Below are 16,470 nucleotides of genomic sequence, written 5' to 3' on the forward strand. Positions count from 1 at the left end.
CCGCTTTGCGCCGTTTGCGTAATGAGCCAGGGCAGCGCCGTTTTCAGCGCATCCTGCTTGACGTTGAAATTGATCACGCCGCGGCGCCACAACAGCATCAGGGTCAGTGTGCGCTGAGCGCTTTGCTCGGGGTTGAGCCGGCCGGCGCTGTCCTGGGGGTCGATATCCCAGAGCGCCACTTGCAGGCCCTGGTTGCGGAAAAATGCGCCGGCATCGCCACGGCGCTGGCCCTGGGGCGGGCGGAACAGCGGCACGTAGTTTTCCGGCAGCTTGCCCTTGACCAGATCGACGCTGCGCCGCACCGAGTCCTGCCAATCCTGCCAATGGCTGTGGGAGCGGAACTCCCAACCCTGGACACCGACGCATTGCCCCGAATACAAGGCCTGGAGGTGGTTGACCGAGCGCTCTGCAAGCCGCGCCTGGATGTCCTTGCCCAGCACGAAGAAGGTGCCGTTCATGTTCGACTTGCGCAGGTATTCAGTCAGCCACGGGGTATTGTCCGGCGTGATGTTGGCCGCGCTGTCGAAGGTCAGCAGGAACAGCCGGTCATTCAGATCATCACCGTTGCGCTCGTAATCGCCGAAACGCGCAATTTCGCTGCTGGTCTGCGGAAACAACGCGGCCTTGCGCAGCAACTCGTCCAGATATTGAGCGTGGAAGATCCGGCTCGGCTCAGCCCACTTGATGTAGTAGGAGTTTTCATCGAGCGTGAGCCTGCCCGCCTCTTCGCGCAACGTCGCCAGGTCTTCCACCAGAAAACAGAACGAAGCGTCCTGATCGCAGCTTTGCTGAGCGAAGTTGTAGTTGCTCAGCAGTCGCTGCCACAACCGCGCGCGCAGGGTGTCGATCGCCGCCATATTGATTGTGCGCAGCCCCAGGTGCTGCTTGAGGGCGATTTCGTCCATGGCATCGGTGTCCAGCAGGACCCGGGCGAACATCAGGATCTCGGCTCGCGAGGCCACGTCGAACAGCGTCGGGCTGGTGAGCTGTTCCGGCCAGGTGCTGCGGTCCAGGGTGGCGATGTCGCTGGGTGCGGCAATGGCCGCGAAACTCAGGAACCAGGCCGACAATAGAAGGACGATGCGCAAAAGGGATGTCTCCATAACGAAACCCGCGCCGCATCATAGCCGATCCTGACGCAATACCCTTGTGGTCAGAGGACTCGGTGGGAGCAAGGCTTGCCCATCCATCACCTATCACCCCAATAGCTGGAGTCCACCCGGACAACCCCCTAGAATCGCCGCACCTTTGAAGGAGACGATTGCATGCTGATGGTGATTTCCCCCGCCAAGACCCTCGATTACGAAACACCGCCGGCCACCGAGCGTTTTACCCAGCCGCAGTACCTGGATCATTCCCAGGAACTGATCGAACAGTTGCGCGAACTCTCGCCGGCACAAATCAGCGAGCTGATGCACGTCTCCGACAAGATCGGCGGTCTCAATGCCGCACGATTCGGCAGCTGGACGCCGGCGTTCACCCCGGCCAATGCCAAACAGGCTCTGCTGGCTTTCAAGGGTGATGTGTACACCGGCCTCGATGCACAAAGCTTTGCCGAAGCCGATTTCGACTATGCCCAGGAGCATCTGCGCATGCTCTCCGGTCTTTATGGCTTGCTGCGCCCACTGGACCTGATGCAACCCTATCGCCTGGAGATGGGCACGAAGCTGGCCAATGCCCGCGGCAAAGACTTGTATGCCTTCTGGGGCACACGCATCAGCGAATGGCTGAACGAAGCGCTGGCTGACCAGGGCGACGACATACTGTTGAACCTGGCCTCCAATGAATACTTCTCGGCGGTCAAACGCAGCGCGCTCAAAGCGCGGGTCATTGATACCGAGTTCAAGGACCTGAAGAACGGCCAGTACAAAATCATCAGCTTCTACGCCAAGAAGGCCCGCGGCCTGATGAGCCGCTTCGTGATTCAGGAACGCATCAACGATCCAGCAGCACTCAAGCAGTTCGATGCCCAGGGCTACCGTTTCAATGCTCAACAATCGAGCGCGGACAAACTGGTGTTCCTGCGTGACCATGCCCCCGAATAAAGCACATCTTTATATGGCCCCTTGATCAGGGGCCTTGATCAAACCCGAACACGTCATCCAACTTCCCCGCCCACTTCGTCAGTTCCATGACGCCAATAAATCGCCCCCTTCCCTCGCTAACTTTTGTTTCACTCGACACCTGTCAGTTTTTTACGTAGTGGCACCAAATTTTTTATTCGGTAGTGGCACAAAAATATCTACCCCCCTTAACTCCCCGTTATCAAAGGTCAAAACGGTGAGTGCCATCATCATGAGGTCAGTGCCATCTTTCATAATATTTCGAAAAATTTCGAAAATCGCGATGAGCGGATCGGAACTATGTGAAATTGCACGGCTCATACCACCCGTAACGATTCTCGCCGTGCGTGTAAGAGATGACTTACATAGGCCGTCGATCCAAGTAACCAAGTTGTCATGGCAATTTAGCGAAACGGTCGCCTATTTGGATCCATCTTATAAAGGACAGGAGATAACGCACCATTACTATCCCCTACAAGGCCAAGGCTGCGCCCCTATAACGTGCTCGCCAGAGCACACAAGCTTCTGATTTTGTGGGCTTTTTGCCAGGGATCGGAGGTGAAGGACCTTTGCACGAACGTTCCCGAATACGAGGACTGGCTGCATAACAGGGCAGGTCATAACAACTAGGCCGCATTGCGCACAACTTGAGTGCACTTATTTAGACACTCGGAACTTAGTATGCCTGCACACGGCACTGTGGCGCCTGCATTCCACACTTCCGAGTGCACTATGACCGCTGAACACTATTAACTCCGGCCATTTAATGGCGTGAAAAACAGAGGTAAATGCGATGCGCATTAGCATATTTGGTTTGGGTTACGTCGGTGCAGTATGTGCCGGTTGCCTGTCTGCACGGGGCCATGATGTCGTTGGCGTAGATGTCGCCAAAGACAAAATCGACATGATCAACGCCGGTAAATCGCCGATCGTTGAACCCGGTCTGGGCGAGCTGTTGGCACAAGGTATTGAAACAGGCCGTCTGCGCGGAACCACCAACTTCGCCGAAGCGATTCGTGATACTGACCTGTCGATGATTTGCGTCGGTACACCGAGCAAGAAGAACGGCGATCTGGAACTCAACTACATCGAAGCGGTGTGCCGCGAGATCGGTTTTGTCCTGCGCGACAAGACCACCCGCCACACCGTCGTGGTTCGCAGCACCGTGCTGCCAGGCACCGTGGCGAATGTGGTCATCCCGATTCTGGAAGACTGCTCCGGCAAAAAAGCCGGTGTCGATTTCGGCGTCGCGGTCAACCCTGAGTTCCTGCGTGAAAGCACCGCGATCAAGGACTACGACCTGCCACCGATGACCGTCATCGGCGAGTTCGACAAAGCCTCCGGCGACGTTCTGCAATCGCTGTACGAAGAGCTCGATGCGCCGATCATCCGCAAGGACATCGCTGTCGCCGAGATGATCAAGTACACCTGCAACGTCTGGCACGCCACCAAGGTGACCTTCGCCAACGAGATCGGCAACATCGCCAAGGCAGTCGGCGTCGATGGCCGTGAAGTGATGGACGTGGTCTGCCAAGACAAGACCCTGAACCTGTCCCAGTACTACATGCGCCCAGGCTTCGCCTTCGGCGGCTCGTGCCTGCCCAAGGACGTTCGCGCCCTGACCTACCGCGCCGGTTCCCTGGACGTGGAAGCGCCGCTGCTCAACTCGCTGATGCGCAGCAACGAATCCCAGGTGCAGAACGCCTTCGACATCGTTTCCAGCCACGACAAGCGCAAAGTCGCCCTGCTGGGCCTGAGCTTCAAGGCCGGCACCGACGACCTGCGTGAAAGCCCATTGGTGGAACTGGCGGAAATGCTGATCGGCAAGGGTTTCGACCTGAAAATCTACGACAGCAACGTCGAATACGCCCGCGTCCACGGTGCGAACAAGGATTACATCGAGTCGAAGATCCCTCACGTCTCGTCCTTGCTCAACTCCGACTTCGACTCGGTGATCGACGGCTCCGACATCATCATCCTGGGCAACCGCGACGAGAAGTTCCGCGCGCTGACCGAGAACGTACCGGAAGGCAAGCAGGTCATCGACCTGGTTGGCTTCATGTCCAAGGCCACCAACCCGAGTGGCCGGACCGAAGGCATCTGCTGGTAAGTCTGTTTGCCGGCCGGGCCCAGGCCCGGCCGGCCTTTCGCCTGCCTTAACCCATCGGGCCGCCCACAAGGCCCGCCCGAGATAGAGACGGATGCAGATTATGCACAGGCTAAAGCACGGCCTGCTTCAGGCCGCCGGTTGGCTGTTTTACTTGAGTTTATTGATGGGCATCGCCATGGCGTTGCCCACGTCCACGTTCGATTCCGAATCCAAGGATTTCATTTTCCTGATCGGCGCCGTGGGCATCTGGCGTTACTCCATGGGAGCGACGCATTTCGTGCGCGGCATGATCTTCCTGTACATCGTCTACCCGCATCTGCGCCGCAAGGTACGCAAGCTGGGCAAGGCGGCGGATCCGTCCCACGTGTACCTGATGGTCACCAGCTTCCGGATCGACGCGCTGACGACCGCCCAGGTCTACAGTTCGGTAATTCGCGAAGCCATCGACTGCGGGCTGCCGACCACTGTGGTCTGCTCCATCGTGGAAATGTCCGACGAACTACTGGTCAAGAGCCTCTGGGCCCGCATGAACCCGCCAGAGCACGTCAAGCTGGACTTCGTGCGCATTCCTGGCACCGGCAAGCGTGACGGCCTGGCCTTCGGTTTCCGCGCCATCTCCCGCCACTTGCCGGACGACCGTGCAGTGGTCGCCGTGATCGATGGCGATACCGTGCTCGGCGAAGGCGTGGTGCGCAAGACCGTGCCGTGGTTCCAGCTGTTCGGCAACGTCGGCGGCCTGACCACCAACGAGTTCTGCGAGGTGCGCGGCGGCTACATCATGAGCGAATGGCACAAACTGCGCTTCGCTCAGCGCCACATCAACATGTGCTCCATGGCCCTGTCCAAGCGTGTGCTGACCATGACCGGCCGCATGTCGGTGTTCCGCGCCACCGTGGTCACCAACCCGGATTTCATCGCCGACGTGGAAAGCGACTCGCTGCAACACTGGCGCCTGGGCCGCTTCAAGTTTCTCACCGGCGACGACAAATCGAGCTGGTTCAGCCTGATGCGCCTGGGCTACGACACGTTCTACGTACCCGATGCGGCGATCAACACCGTCGAGCACCCGCCGGAAAAAAGCTTCATCAAGGCCAGTCGCAAGCTGATGTTCCGCTGGTATGGCAACAACCTGCGGCAGAACTCCCGGGCACTGGGCCTGGGCATGAAGCGTCTGGGCCTGTTCACCTCGGTGGTGCTGTTCGACCAGCGCGTGTCGATGTGGACCTCGCTGCTGGGCCTGACCGTGGCGCTGATTGCCAGCTTCAAGTACGGCACCGCGTTCATCCTGGTGTACCTGCTGTGGATCGGCATCACCCGGTTGCTCTTGACCCTGTTGCTGTCGTGCTCCGGACACCGGATCGGTCCGGCCTACCCGGCGATTCTGTATTACAACCAGATCGTTGGCGCGCTGGTGAAGATCTACGTGTTCTTCCGCCTCGACCAACAGTCCTGGACTCGCCAGCCCACCCATCTGACCCGTGATCTCGCCAGCTTTCAACGTTGGTTCAACACTTGGTCGTCTCGGACCATGACCTTCTCCGCCGGCAGCGTTTTCGTTGCCGTGCTGCTGATGATGGTCTGACCGAACTCGCCTGAATTAACTAGGAAATCGCCCCTATGAACACCGCCGTGAATGTCAACGTAGTGCATGAATCCGAAGCCCAGCGCCAACACGCCCGAGTGAAAATCCCGGCCAAATTGCGCTTCTTCGGTCCCGACCGTACCCCCATGGAAGTCAAGGTCCTGGACCTGTCGGCCGGAGGCCTGTGCTTCAACGCCGGCCAGATGCCGCTCAAGGTCGGCGAAGCGTACAAAGGCCGCCTGCAATTCGTGATCGACAACCTTGGCCTGGCCATGGACGTGGAACTGCAGGTTCGCTCCTACGACCGCCAGACCGGTCGTACCGGTTGCCAGTTCCAGAATCTGGAGCCTCGGGACATCTCGACGCTGCGTCACATCATCACCTCGCACCTGGCCGGCGACATCGTCGGCGTCGGCGATGTGCTGGCGACTTTGCAACGCGACAACTTCACCAAGGCGCGCAAGCAGAAGGACGACAACGGTGGCATGACCGCCCTGGGCCGCCTGCGGGCCGTGACCTTCAGCCTGGCGATTTTTATCGTCGGCCTGGCGGCATTCGGCTTCATCTTCAAGTCGGTGTACGGCATGTACTTCGTCAGCCACGCCCAGGCGGGCCTGGTGAACGTACCGGGCATGGCTATCACCATGCCGCGCGACGGCACCGTGCAGAGTCTGGTCAAGGCTGACGGCGTTGCCGCCAAAGGCGCCCCGCTGGCCACGTTCAGCACCAGCATGCTCGATGTGCTCAAGGGCCATCTGGACGACAACCAGCTGCAACCGGCCAAGGTCGAGGAGCTGTTCGGCAAGCAAATGACCGGCACCCTGACCTCGCCGTGCGACTGCATCGTGTCCCAGCAACTGGTGTCCGACGGTCAGTACGCCAGCAAGGGTGACGTGATCTTCCAACTGGTCCCACGGGGCACCGAAGCCAACGTTGAAGCACGCTTCTCCTATCGCCAGTTCGGCGACGTGCGCCCAGGCACTCCGGTCAGCTTCCAGGTTGCCGGCGAAGACACCACCCGTACCGGCAAGATCGTCAGCAGCACCAGCCTGAAAAGTGCCGACCTGTCGTCCGATATCCGCGTACTGATCCAGCCTGACGAACCCCTGGACAGCTCGCTGGCCGGCCGGCCGGTAGAAGTTACCAGCGACCGTGGCCCGAACCTGAACTGGCTGATCGACAAAGCCATGGCTGTCGGTATTTAAGCGGAGGACATGCTCGTGACGACTCCACAAGACAACAAGACGCCGCATACCCTGTGGGCGCGAGCCTGCTCGCGATGGGATCAAAGCGGTGTGCCTGGTGTATCGAGCCGCCCGCATCGCGAGCAGGCTCGCTCCCACACAGGGTATGCGTTGTGTGCGCTGGCGCTGGCAATCGGCCTCAGCGGCTGCGCCGGCCTGCCCGACCAGCGCCTGGCCAACGAAGCCCTCAAGCGCGGTGACACGACGCTGGCACAGCAGAACTATCAGCAACTGGCAGACCTGGGCTACAGCGAAGCCCAGGTCGGCCTGGCCGACATCCAGGTGGACAGCCGCGACCCCGAGCAGATGAAAAAGGCCGAGGCGACTTACCGCGCCGCGGCCGATATCTCGCCACGGGCCCAGGCTCGCCTGGGCCGCCTGCTGGTGGCCAAGCCAGGCTCCAGCGAAGCGGAAAAGCACGAAGCCGAAGGCCTGTTGAAGAAAGCCTTCGCCAACGGTCAGGGCGGCACCCTGATCCCGCTGGCGATGCTGTACCTGCAATATCCCCAAAGCTTCCCGAACGTCAACGCTCAGCAGCAGATCAGCCAATGGCGCAGCGCCGGTTACCCGGAAGCGGGCCTGGCGCAGATTCTGCTCTATCGCACCCAGGGGACCTACGACCAGCATCTGGATGAAGTGGAAAAAGTCTGCAAGGCGGCATTGGCCACCACCGACATCTGCTACGTCGAACTGGCCACGGTCTATCAGAAACGCGGCCAGCCTGAACAGCAGGCCGAGTTGCTCAAGCAAATGCAGGCCGGTCACCAGAGTGGCACCGTCTCCGCCCAGCGTGTGGACAGCGTCGCCCGTGTCCTGGCCGATGCGAGCCTGGGCAAGACCGACGAAAAAACCGCACAGTCGTTGCTCGAAGGCATCGCCCCTGGCTATCCCGCTGCCTGGGTCAGCCTGGCGCAGATTCTCTACGACTTCCCCGAGTTGGGTGACGTCGACAAGATGATGCAGTACCTGGAAAACGGCCGCGCCGCCGATCAGCCACGTGCCGATCTGTTGCTGGGCAAGCTGTACTACGAAGGCAAATGGGTGCCGGCTGACGCCAAGGTCGCCGAAGCGCATTTCCAGAAAGCCGTTGGCCGCGAAGTGGCCGCCGATTACTACCTGGGCCAGATCTATCGCCGTGGTTACCTGGGCCAGGTGTACTCGCAAAAGGCCCTGGACCATCTGCTCAAGGCCGCCCGTAACGGCCAGAACAGCGCCGATTTCGCCATTGCCCAGTTGTTCTCCCAAGGCAAGGGCACCAAGCCCGACCCGGTCAATGCCTATGTGTTCAGTCAATTGGCCAAGGCCCAGAACACCCCGCAAGCCATCGAGCTTGCCCAGACCCTCGAAGCCCAATTACCGCCGAACCAGCTTGCACAAGCCCAGCGCCTGCTACAACAAGAGCAGGCCATTCGCGGCTCCATGAGCCCCGATACGCTGGAACTGCAAGCCCTAAAAGAAGATGACGGCGAGGAACCTCTATGAAGCCTTTGAAGCTCAATCCTTTTGTGCAGGCCGGTATTGGCCTGTCGTTTGCCCTGCTGTGGTCCTGTCCGACCCTGGCGGCCCTGACTGAAGACCAGAACTTCGGCCTGGACGTGAAAATCACCGCCCAGTCCGAAGACGATCGCGACCTCGGCACCCAGCGCGGCGGCGACGTCAACGGTATCGGTCTGGACCTGCGTCCGTGGATCTACGGTGAGCGCGGTGCCTGGAGCGCCTACGCCATGGCCCAGGCCGTGACGTCTACCGACACCATCGAGACCGACACCCTGCAACAGTCCGATGACGCGACCGCGCAAACCGACAGCGGTGATCGCGAAGTCAAGAAGAACTACCTGGCCATGCGCGAATTCTGGATTGGCTATCGGGGCCTGACCCCTTACCCGGGCGAACAGCTGAAATTCGGTCGCCAACGCCTGCGCAACGAAGACGGCCAATGGCGCGACACCAACATCGAAGCCCTGAACTGGACCTTCGATACCACCTTGTTGCGGGCCAACCTGGGTGTCGCCGAGCGCTTCAGCGAATACCGCACCGACCTCAAGGAATTGTCGCCTGACGACAAGGACCGCCTGCACGTCTACGGTGACGTGGGCTACCAGTGGATGCCAGGCCAGTGGGCCGGAATCCGTGCCCACCATACCCACGACAATGGCAGCCTCGATTACCCGACCCCGGGCGAAGCCACCGATTCCCTGGACAAGACCCAGAACGGTGACCTGTCCTGGCTGGGCCTGGAAGCCAACAGTGACGCCTACAACTGGCGTAACACCAACACCGTCAATTACTGGGCCAGCCTGACCGGCATGACCGGCGATCGCGACACCGTCAACCCGCTCAACGCCGATGGCACGCGCCCCACGCAACTCAAGCGCAGTGACGACGTCGATGGCTGGGCCACCGACCTGGGCATCCGTCTGCGCCTGGATCCGCAGTGGCAAGTCGGTGCGGCCTATGCCCGCGCCAGCGAGGACTACGAACAGAACGGTCTGCAAAGCAACCGCTCGAACTACACCGGTACCCGCTCGCGGGTCCACCGTTTCGGTGAAGCCTTCCGTGGCGAAATGGCCAACACCCAGAGCGCCAGCCTGTTCGGTTCCTGGCAGTTGCGTGACGAATACGACGCAAGCCTGGTGTACCACAAGTTCTGGCGCGTGGACGGCAACAAGCCTGTGGGCAGTAACGGTATCAACGCGGTGGAAAACAACACCGACGATGTGACCGGCGCAATCCTGTCCACCTCGTCCCTGCCACTGCGCGACGGTAACAAGGACCTGGGCCAGGAAGTCGACCTTGTGGTCACCAAGTACTTCAAGCAAGGCCTGCTGCCGGCCGCGCTGAGCCAGTCCATCGACGAGCCATCGGCGCTGGTGCGCTTTCGTGGCGGTGTGTTCAAGCCTGGTGACGCCTACGGCAAAGAGGTCGATTCATACATGCATCGCGCCTTTGTCGACGTGATCTGGCGCTTCTGATGCGAATGACCATGGGAGTGCCCGATATGAACCGCTACCTCAGGAACAGCCAGGCGATGAAAGGTTCGATCAGCCTGTTGGCCGCAGCGATGCTGCTGGCCGGCTCGTCGGCGTTCGCCAACGTTGAACCGGTGGTCAAACCGGGCAACGTGGTCAAGGAACTGCAGCAGGCCAAGACCTACACCGTCAGCAGCGCGCCGACCGCTCCACTGGAGCTGGCTACGCCGACCCTGCCCGACCTCACAGGCTTCACCGCCGAAGCGGCTGCGGCCAAGATCGTGCGCAGCAAGCCCGGCAAAGTCAGCGTGCGCCGGATGATGCAGGAAAACGCCTTGAAGGACTTCATCGGCGGCGACAACAAGATGGCCGAGTGGGTGGTGCGCCAGCACGGCATCCCACAGGCCATCTTCATCGACGATGGCTACATGAACCTCAAGGACCTGGCCAAGAAAGTGCCCAAGCAGTACCTCAGGGAAACCTCGCCAGGTGTCTTCCTGGCCAGGATTCCGATTGTGGTGGGCGAAAAAGGCATTCTGGAAATCGACCAACAGACCCAGGAACTGCGCCTGTCCCAAGAGGGCGGCTCCTTCCTGGTCAACGATGGAAAGATGTTCATCCGCGACACCAAGGTCACTGGCTGGCGCGAAAAGGACAATGGCCCCGCCACGTTCCGCTCGGCCAACGAATTCCGTCCGTTCCTGCTGTCCTGGGGCGGCACCGAGACTTACATCGTCAATACCAAAATGGCCAGCTTCGGCTACGCCAACAGTAAGTCGTACGGGGTCAGTATTTCCCAGTACACGCCCAACATGGCCAAGGTCCTCAAGCGCCCGGAACCGACCGGCTGGATCATCGATTCCGAGTTCTCGGACATGTGGTACGGCTTCTATTGCTACGAAACCAACGACTTTGTGGTCAAGGGCAACACCTACAAGGACAACATCGTCTACGGCATTGACCCCCACGACCGTTCCCATCGGCTGATCATCGCCGACAACACCGTCTACGGGACCAAGAAGAAGCACGGGATCATTATTTCCCGTGAGGTCAACGACAGCTTCATTTTCAACAACCGCAGCTACGACAACAAACTCTCGGGTCTGGTGATCGACCGTAACAGCGTGAACAACCTGATCGCCTACAACGAGATCTACAAGAACCACACCGACGGCATCACGCTTTACGAGAGTGGTGACAACCTGTTGTGGGGCAACAAAGTGATCAGCAACCGGCGCCACGGCATCCGGATTCGTAACAGCGTGAACATCCGCCTTTACGAAAACGTGTCCATGGCCAACGGCCTGACCGGTCTTTACGGCCACATCAAGGACCTGTCCGACACCGACCGGGACATCAAGCTCGACCCGTTCGACGCCCAGGTCTCGCTGATCGTGGTCGGTGGTGAACTGGCTGCCAACGGCAGCGGCCCATTGTCCATCGACTCACCGTTGAGCGTTGAGCTGTACCGCGTGTCCATGCTCGCGCCGACCAAATCCAGCGGCATCAGCTTCTCGGGGATCCTGGGCGAGCGCCAGGATGAAATTCTCGACCTGCTGGTGCGCCAGCAGAAAGCCGTGCTGATCGACCCTGTCGAACGCCAGACTGAATTGCGGGACTGAGGATGACCTTTATGAACCCACAGATGATCAAACTTCTGGGCCTGTCCGCCCTGACTGCCGGCATTCTCGCCGCCACAAGCGGCGCGCGCGCCGCTGAAACCACAGCGCCTGTGTTCACTGCCGAACCGTGCTGCAACCTGTGCCCGGCTGCTTATGACGCGAAGAACTACACCACGCGCTATCAGCAGAACTTCACCACGCTGGTACAGGCCCAGGGCGATTGGCTGTTCCGTACCCAGGAAGACCTGCGTACCGAATTCAATACCACCCCGGCCGGCTACAAGCGCATGCAGCAGTTGCACGACGCGTTCAAGAAAAAAGGCGTTGAGCTGGTGCTTGTGTATCAACCGACCCGGGGCTTGGTGAACCGCAACAAACTCAACCCTCAGGAAAAGGCCAGTTACGACTTCGACAAGGCCCTGACCAATTACAAGAGCATGCTCGGACGTTTCGCGCAGATGGGTTATGTGGTGCCGGACCTGTCGCCACTGACCAACGAAAACCTGCCCGACACCCTGCCGGCCCACGATTTCTACTTCCGTGGCGACCAGCACTGGACCCCGTACGGCGCCCAGCGCACGGCGAAGATCGTGGCCGAGAAGGTCAAGCAGATCCCGGCCTTTGCCGACATTCCCAAGCGTGAGTTCGAGACCAAGAAGTCCGGCCGCATGGGCAAGACCGGCACCCTGCACAACATGGCCGGCCAGCTGTGCGGCACCAGCTACGCGGTCCAGTACATGGACCAGTTCACCACCGAGCCTAAAGGCGAGGCCGGCGACGGCGACCTGTTCGGCGACTCCAGTGATCCGCAAATCACCCTCGTGGGCACCAGTCACAGCGGCAAGAACTACAACTTCGCCGGCTTCCTTCAAGAAGCCATCGGCGCCGACGTCCTCAACGTCGCCTTCCCCGGCGGCGGTCTGGAAGGCGCGATGATCCAGTACCTGGGCAGCGAAGAATTCCAGAAGAGCCCGCCGAAAATCCTCATCTGGGAATTCTCGCCGCTGTATCGCCTGGACCAGGAAACCATCTATCGCCAGATGATGGCGCTGCTGGACAACAACGGTTGCGAAGGCAAGCCCGCGCTGATGAGCAGCAAGACTGCCCTCAAGCCCGGCAAGAACGAATTGATGGTCAACAGCAAGAACATGGACCTGCGTAACGGCAGCCACCAGATCGATATCCGCTTCGCCGATACGTCGGTGAAAACCTTACAAGCCACCCTCTGGTACATGAATGGGCGCCACGAGGATATCAAGATCGAAAAACCGGACACTTCCGAAACCGACGGACGTTTCGCCTTCCAATTGCGCACCGACGAGGACTGGGCTTCCCAGAACCTGCTGGCTGTAGAAGTCCAGGGACCTGAAGCCGGTGCCGAGCCACAGCAAATCGAAGCGAAAGTCTGCAAACGCAACGCATCTCCGCAAGCCGGGCAACAAACGGCTCAAATCGGACAATGAGGTCTCGTCTCATGACTAGAACCATGCGCACCCGAACGTTGAAAACGCTGCTGGCGCCGTCCCTGCTGACCCTGGCGATATTCGCCGGCGCGACGCAGGCCGCGGCCCCGCTACGCCCGCCCCAGGGTTACTTCGCACCGATTGAAAAATTCAAGACGGGCAGCTCTGACGAGCGCTGCGAGGCAGTACCAACGCCCTACACGGGCGCCCTGCAATTTCGCAGCAAGTACGAGGGTTCCGACAAGGCCCGCGCAACGCTGAACGTGAAATCGGAAAAAGCCTTCCGTGATGCCACTTCCGACATCACCCGGATCGAACGCGGCATCAGCAAACAAGTGATGCAATTCATGCGTGACGGCCGCCCCGAGCAGCTGGAATGCACCCTGAACTGGCTGACCGCCTGGGCCAAGGCCGATGCGCTGATGTCCAAGGACTTCAACCACACCGGCAAGTCCATGCGCAAATGGGCCCTGGGAAGCATGGCTTCGGCCTACGTACGCCTGAAGTTCTCCGAGTCTCGCCCACTGGCCAATCACCAGGAGCAGGCGCAACTGATCGAAGGCTGGTTCAGCAAGATGGCCGATCAGGTGGTGAGCGACTGGGACAACCTGCCGCTGAAAAAAATCAACAACCACTCCTACTGGGCCGCCTGGTCGGTGATGGCCACCGCCGTGGCGACCAACCGCCGCGACCTGTTCGATTGGGCCGTTAAGGAATACAAGGTCGGCGTCAACCAAGTCGACGCCGAGGGCTTCTTGCCCAACGAACTCAAGCGCAAGCAACGGGCGCTGTCCTATCACAACTATGCCCTGCCGCCCCTGGCGATGATCGCCAGTTTCGCCCAGGTCAACGGCGTGGACCTACGCCAGGAAAACAACGGCGCCCTCAAGCGCCTGGGTGACCAGGTGCTGGCCGGGGTGAAAGACCCGGAGATATTCGAAGACAAGAACGGCGATGAGCAGGACATGAAGGATCTGAAAATCGATTCCAAGTTCGCCTGGCTGGAACCGTTCTGCAGCCTCTACACATGCCCCGAGGATGTGCTGGAACGCAAGCATGAAATGCAACCGTTCAAGACGTTCCGCCTCGGCGGGGACTTGACCAAGGTGTACGACCCGTCATGGGAAAAAGGCGAAAAAGGTAGCTGATGCCGTATCCCCTGCCTGGCAGGGGAGCTGTGGGAGCAAAGCGTCTGAAATGTAATAAAACCTCCCGGTTTTCATGGGGGGGTTTGGGGGGGCTCTGGCCCTTGACTGTTGATTCAACATGGAGAGATCGGGATGGTATTTTCATCCAATGTGTTCCTGTTCCTGTTCTTGCCGATCTTTCTCGGCTTGTACTACTTGAGCGGGCAACGCTATCGCAACCTGCTGTTATTGCTGGCCAGCTATGTGTTCTATGCCTGGTGGCGCGTGGACTTCCTTGCGCTGTTCGCCGGCGTCACCCTGTGGAACTACTGGATCGGCCTGAAAGTCGGCGCCGCCGGCGTGCGCACCAAACCCGCCCAGCGCTGGCTGTTGCTCGGCGTGGGTGTGGATCTGTGCATCCTGGGCTACTTCAAGTACGCCAACTTCGGTGTGGACAGCCTCAACGCGATCATTACCGGCTTCGGTCTCAATCCGTTCATCCTGACCCACGTGTTGTTGCCGATCGGGATCTCGTTCTACATCTTCGAGTCCATCAGCTACATCATCGACGTGTATCGCGGTGATACCCCGGCGACCCACAACCTGATCGACTTCGCAGCGTTCGTGGCGATCTTCCCGCACCTGATCGCCGGCCCCGTGTTGCGTTTCCGCGACCTGGCCGATCAGTTCAACAACCGCACCCACACCCTGGACAAGTTCTCCGAAGGCTGCACGCGCTTCATGCAGGGCTTCATCAAGAAGGTGTTCATCGCCGACACCCTGGCGGTGGTGGCCGATCATTGCTTTGCCCTGGAGAACCCGACCACGGGCGATGCCTGGCTCGGCGCCCTGGCCTACACCGCGCAACTGTACTTCGACTTCTCCGGCTACAGCGACATGGCCATCGGCCTGGGCTTGATGATGGGCTTCCGTTTCATGGAGAACTTCAAGCAGCCCTACATCAGCCAGTCGATTACCGAGTTCTGGCGGCGCTGGCACATCAGCCTATCGACCTGGCTACGCGATTACCTCTACATCACCCTGGGCGGCAATCGCAAAGGCACGCTGATGACCTATCGCAACCTGTTCCTGACCATGCTGCTCGGTGGTCTGTGGCACGGCGCGAACATCACCTACGTGATCTGGGGTGCCTGGCACGGTATGTGGCTGGCCATCGAAAAAGCGGTGGGTATCAACACCACGCCACGCAGCATCAACCCGATCCGTTGGGCACTGACGTTCCTGCTGGTGGTGATGGGCTGGGTGATCTTCCGTGCCGAAAACCTGCACGTGGCCGGCCGCATGTATGGCGCCATGTTCAGCTTCGGTGACTTGTCGCTGTCGGAACTGACCCGTGCCAACCTCACCGGCCTGCAAATCGCCACGCTGGCGGTGGCCTACGCCACCCTCGCCTTCTTTGGCCTGCGCGATCTCTACACCAATCGTCCACCGGTCAAGACCAAGCCTGAAGTGAACACCGAGGCCGATGGCCCGGCCACTGCACAACCGGGACTGATCAAGGCTGTACCGGGCGACAACCCGTCGAGCATTCATCAACCGGGCTACACCGTGGGCGTCGAAGCCCAGGTGCAACCGGCGTACTGGGTCGCTGACTGGCCGCGCTACGTGATGCGCACGCTGGTGCTGGTGCTGTTCATCGCCTCGATTCTCAAACTCTCGGCGCAAAGCTTCTCGCCGTTCCTTTACTTCCAGTTCTGAGGGATCTGAACATGACCCGCTCATTACGCATCTTCTACATCGCACTGTTCCTGCTGACCTTGACGGTCCTGGGCCTGTGGTCGGTGCGCAGCTTCTTCGGCTTCAGCACCAACCCTGATGCGACCGTGCTCAACGGTCGTTGGAGCAAAGCCGTCGAGACGCACTACGACGACGAGTTCCCGATCAAGCGCCTGGGCACCAACATCTGGGCGGCACTGGACTACAAGCTGTTCAACGAGGGCCGCAAAGGCGTGGTCCTGGGTCGCGATCAGTGGCTGTACAGCGACGAAGAGTTCAATCCGATCGTCAACGAAGAGCAAAACCTGCAAGGCAACTACGCGCTGGTCGAAGGCGTGCGCCAGAAGCTCAAGGAACAGGGCATTACCCTGGTGATGGCGATCGTGCCAGCCAAGGCGCGCCTCTACCCGGAACACTTGGGTGAAGTGAAGCCGTCCAGCATTCACGCCAACCTCTATCAGGATTTCCATGCCCGTGTGGCGGCAGACAAGATCCTGGCCCCTGACCTGCTCGGCCCGATGCAACAGGCCAAGCAAAACGGCCAACAAGTGTT

The 16,470-nt window shown here is 60.0% G+C and carries 11 protein-coding genes and 1 pseudogene; 11 read left to right on the forward strand and 1 reads right to left on the reverse strand.

The features are described 5' to 3' along the window. A partial coding sequence (locus GSM73_RS17240; protein ID WP_160893478.1) for a polysaccharide deacetylase family protein occupies window positions 1-1,088 on the reverse strand: 1,088 nt, incomplete at its 3' end. 177 nt (window positions 1,089-1,265) lie between these two features. Here GSM73_RS17240 and yaaA point away from each other — a divergent pair. The 11 genes and pseudogenes from yaaA to GSM73_RS27470 form a co-directional block, all read left to right on the forward strand. Continuing rightward, window positions 1,266-2,045 carry a peroxide stress protein YaaA gene (gene yaaA / locus GSM73_RS17245; RefSeq protein WP_047228847.1) on the forward strand — a complete coding sequence of 260 codons (780 nt, stop codon included), beginning with the start codon at window positions 1,266-1,268 and terminating at the stop codon, window positions 2,043-2,045. An 811-nt stretch (window positions 2,046-2,856) separates the two neighbouring features. After that, complete coding sequence (locus GSM73_RS17250) at window positions 2,857-4,173, forward strand: nucleotide sugar dehydrogenase (RefSeq protein WP_076383623.1); 1,317 nt, start codon at window positions 2,857-2,859, stop codon at window positions 4,171-4,173. A gap of 100 nt (window positions 4,174-4,273) precedes the next feature. Continuing rightward, window positions 4,274-5,755, forward strand: a complete 1,482-nt coding sequence (gene alg8 / locus GSM73_RS17255) for a mannuronan synthase (RefSeq protein ID WP_370695168.1) — start codon at window positions 4,274-4,276, stop codon at window positions 5,753-5,755. A 35-nt stretch (window positions 5,756-5,790) separates the two neighbouring features. Further along, complete coding sequence (locus GSM73_RS17260; RefSeq protein ID WP_047228844.1) at window positions 5,791-6,960, forward strand: alginate biosynthesis protein Alg44; 1,170 nt, start codon at window positions 5,791-5,793, stop codon at window positions 6,958-6,960. A gap of 9 nt (window positions 6,961-6,969) precedes the next feature. Then, window positions 6,970-8,481: an alginate biosynthesis TPR repeat lipoprotein AlgK gene (algK, locus tag GSM73_RS17265; protein WP_047228843.1), complete on the forward strand. Its 1,512-nt coding sequence runs from the start codon at window positions 6,970-6,972 to the stop codon at window positions 8,479-8,481. Window positions 8,482-8,486: 5 nt separating this feature from the next. Beyond that, window positions 8,487-9,971 carry an alginate export family protein gene (locus GSM73_RS17270; protein ID WP_047228909.1) on the forward strand — a complete coding sequence of 495 codons (1,485 nt, stop codon included), beginning with the start codon at window positions 8,487-8,489 and terminating at the stop codon, window positions 9,969-9,971. Between the two features lie 26 nt (window positions 9,972-9,997). Continuing rightward, on the forward strand, window positions 9,998-11,590 hold the full coding sequence (algG, locus tag GSM73_RS17275) for a mannuronan 5-epimerase AlgG (protein WP_160893336.1): 1,593 nt from the start codon (window positions 9,998-10,000) through the stop codon (window positions 11,588-11,590). Between the two features lie 11 nt (window positions 11,591-11,601). Next, window positions 11,602-13,053: an alginate O-acetyltransferase gene (locus GSM73_RS17280; protein ID WP_076383622.1), complete on the forward strand. Its 1,452-nt coding sequence runs from the start codon at window positions 11,602-11,604 to the stop codon at window positions 13,051-13,053. Window positions 13,054-13,076: 23 nt separating this feature from the next. Continuing rightward, window positions 13,077-14,201, forward strand: coding sequence for a mannuronate-specific alginate lyase (locus GSM73_RS17285; RefSeq protein ID WP_160893480.1), 1,125 nt, complete (start codon window positions 13,077-13,079; stop codon window positions 14,199-14,201). A gap of 132 nt (window positions 14,202-14,333) precedes the next feature. Beyond that, entirely contained in the window at window positions 14,334-15,899 is a 1,566-nt protein-coding gene (locus GSM73_RS17290; RefSeq protein ID WP_047228839.1) for an MBOAT family protein, read from the forward strand. 11 nt (window positions 15,900-15,910) lie between these two features. Next, window positions 15,911-16,470: pseudogene (locus GSM73_RS27470) on the forward strand (alginate O-acetyltransferase); the annotation flags it as partial.

Origin of the sequence: Pseudomonas sp. PICF6, assembly GCF_009831705.1 — a bacterium.
Lineage (GTDB): Bacteria > Pseudomonadota > Gammaproteobacteria > Pseudomonadales > Pseudomonadaceae > Aquipseudomonas > Aquipseudomonas rhizophila.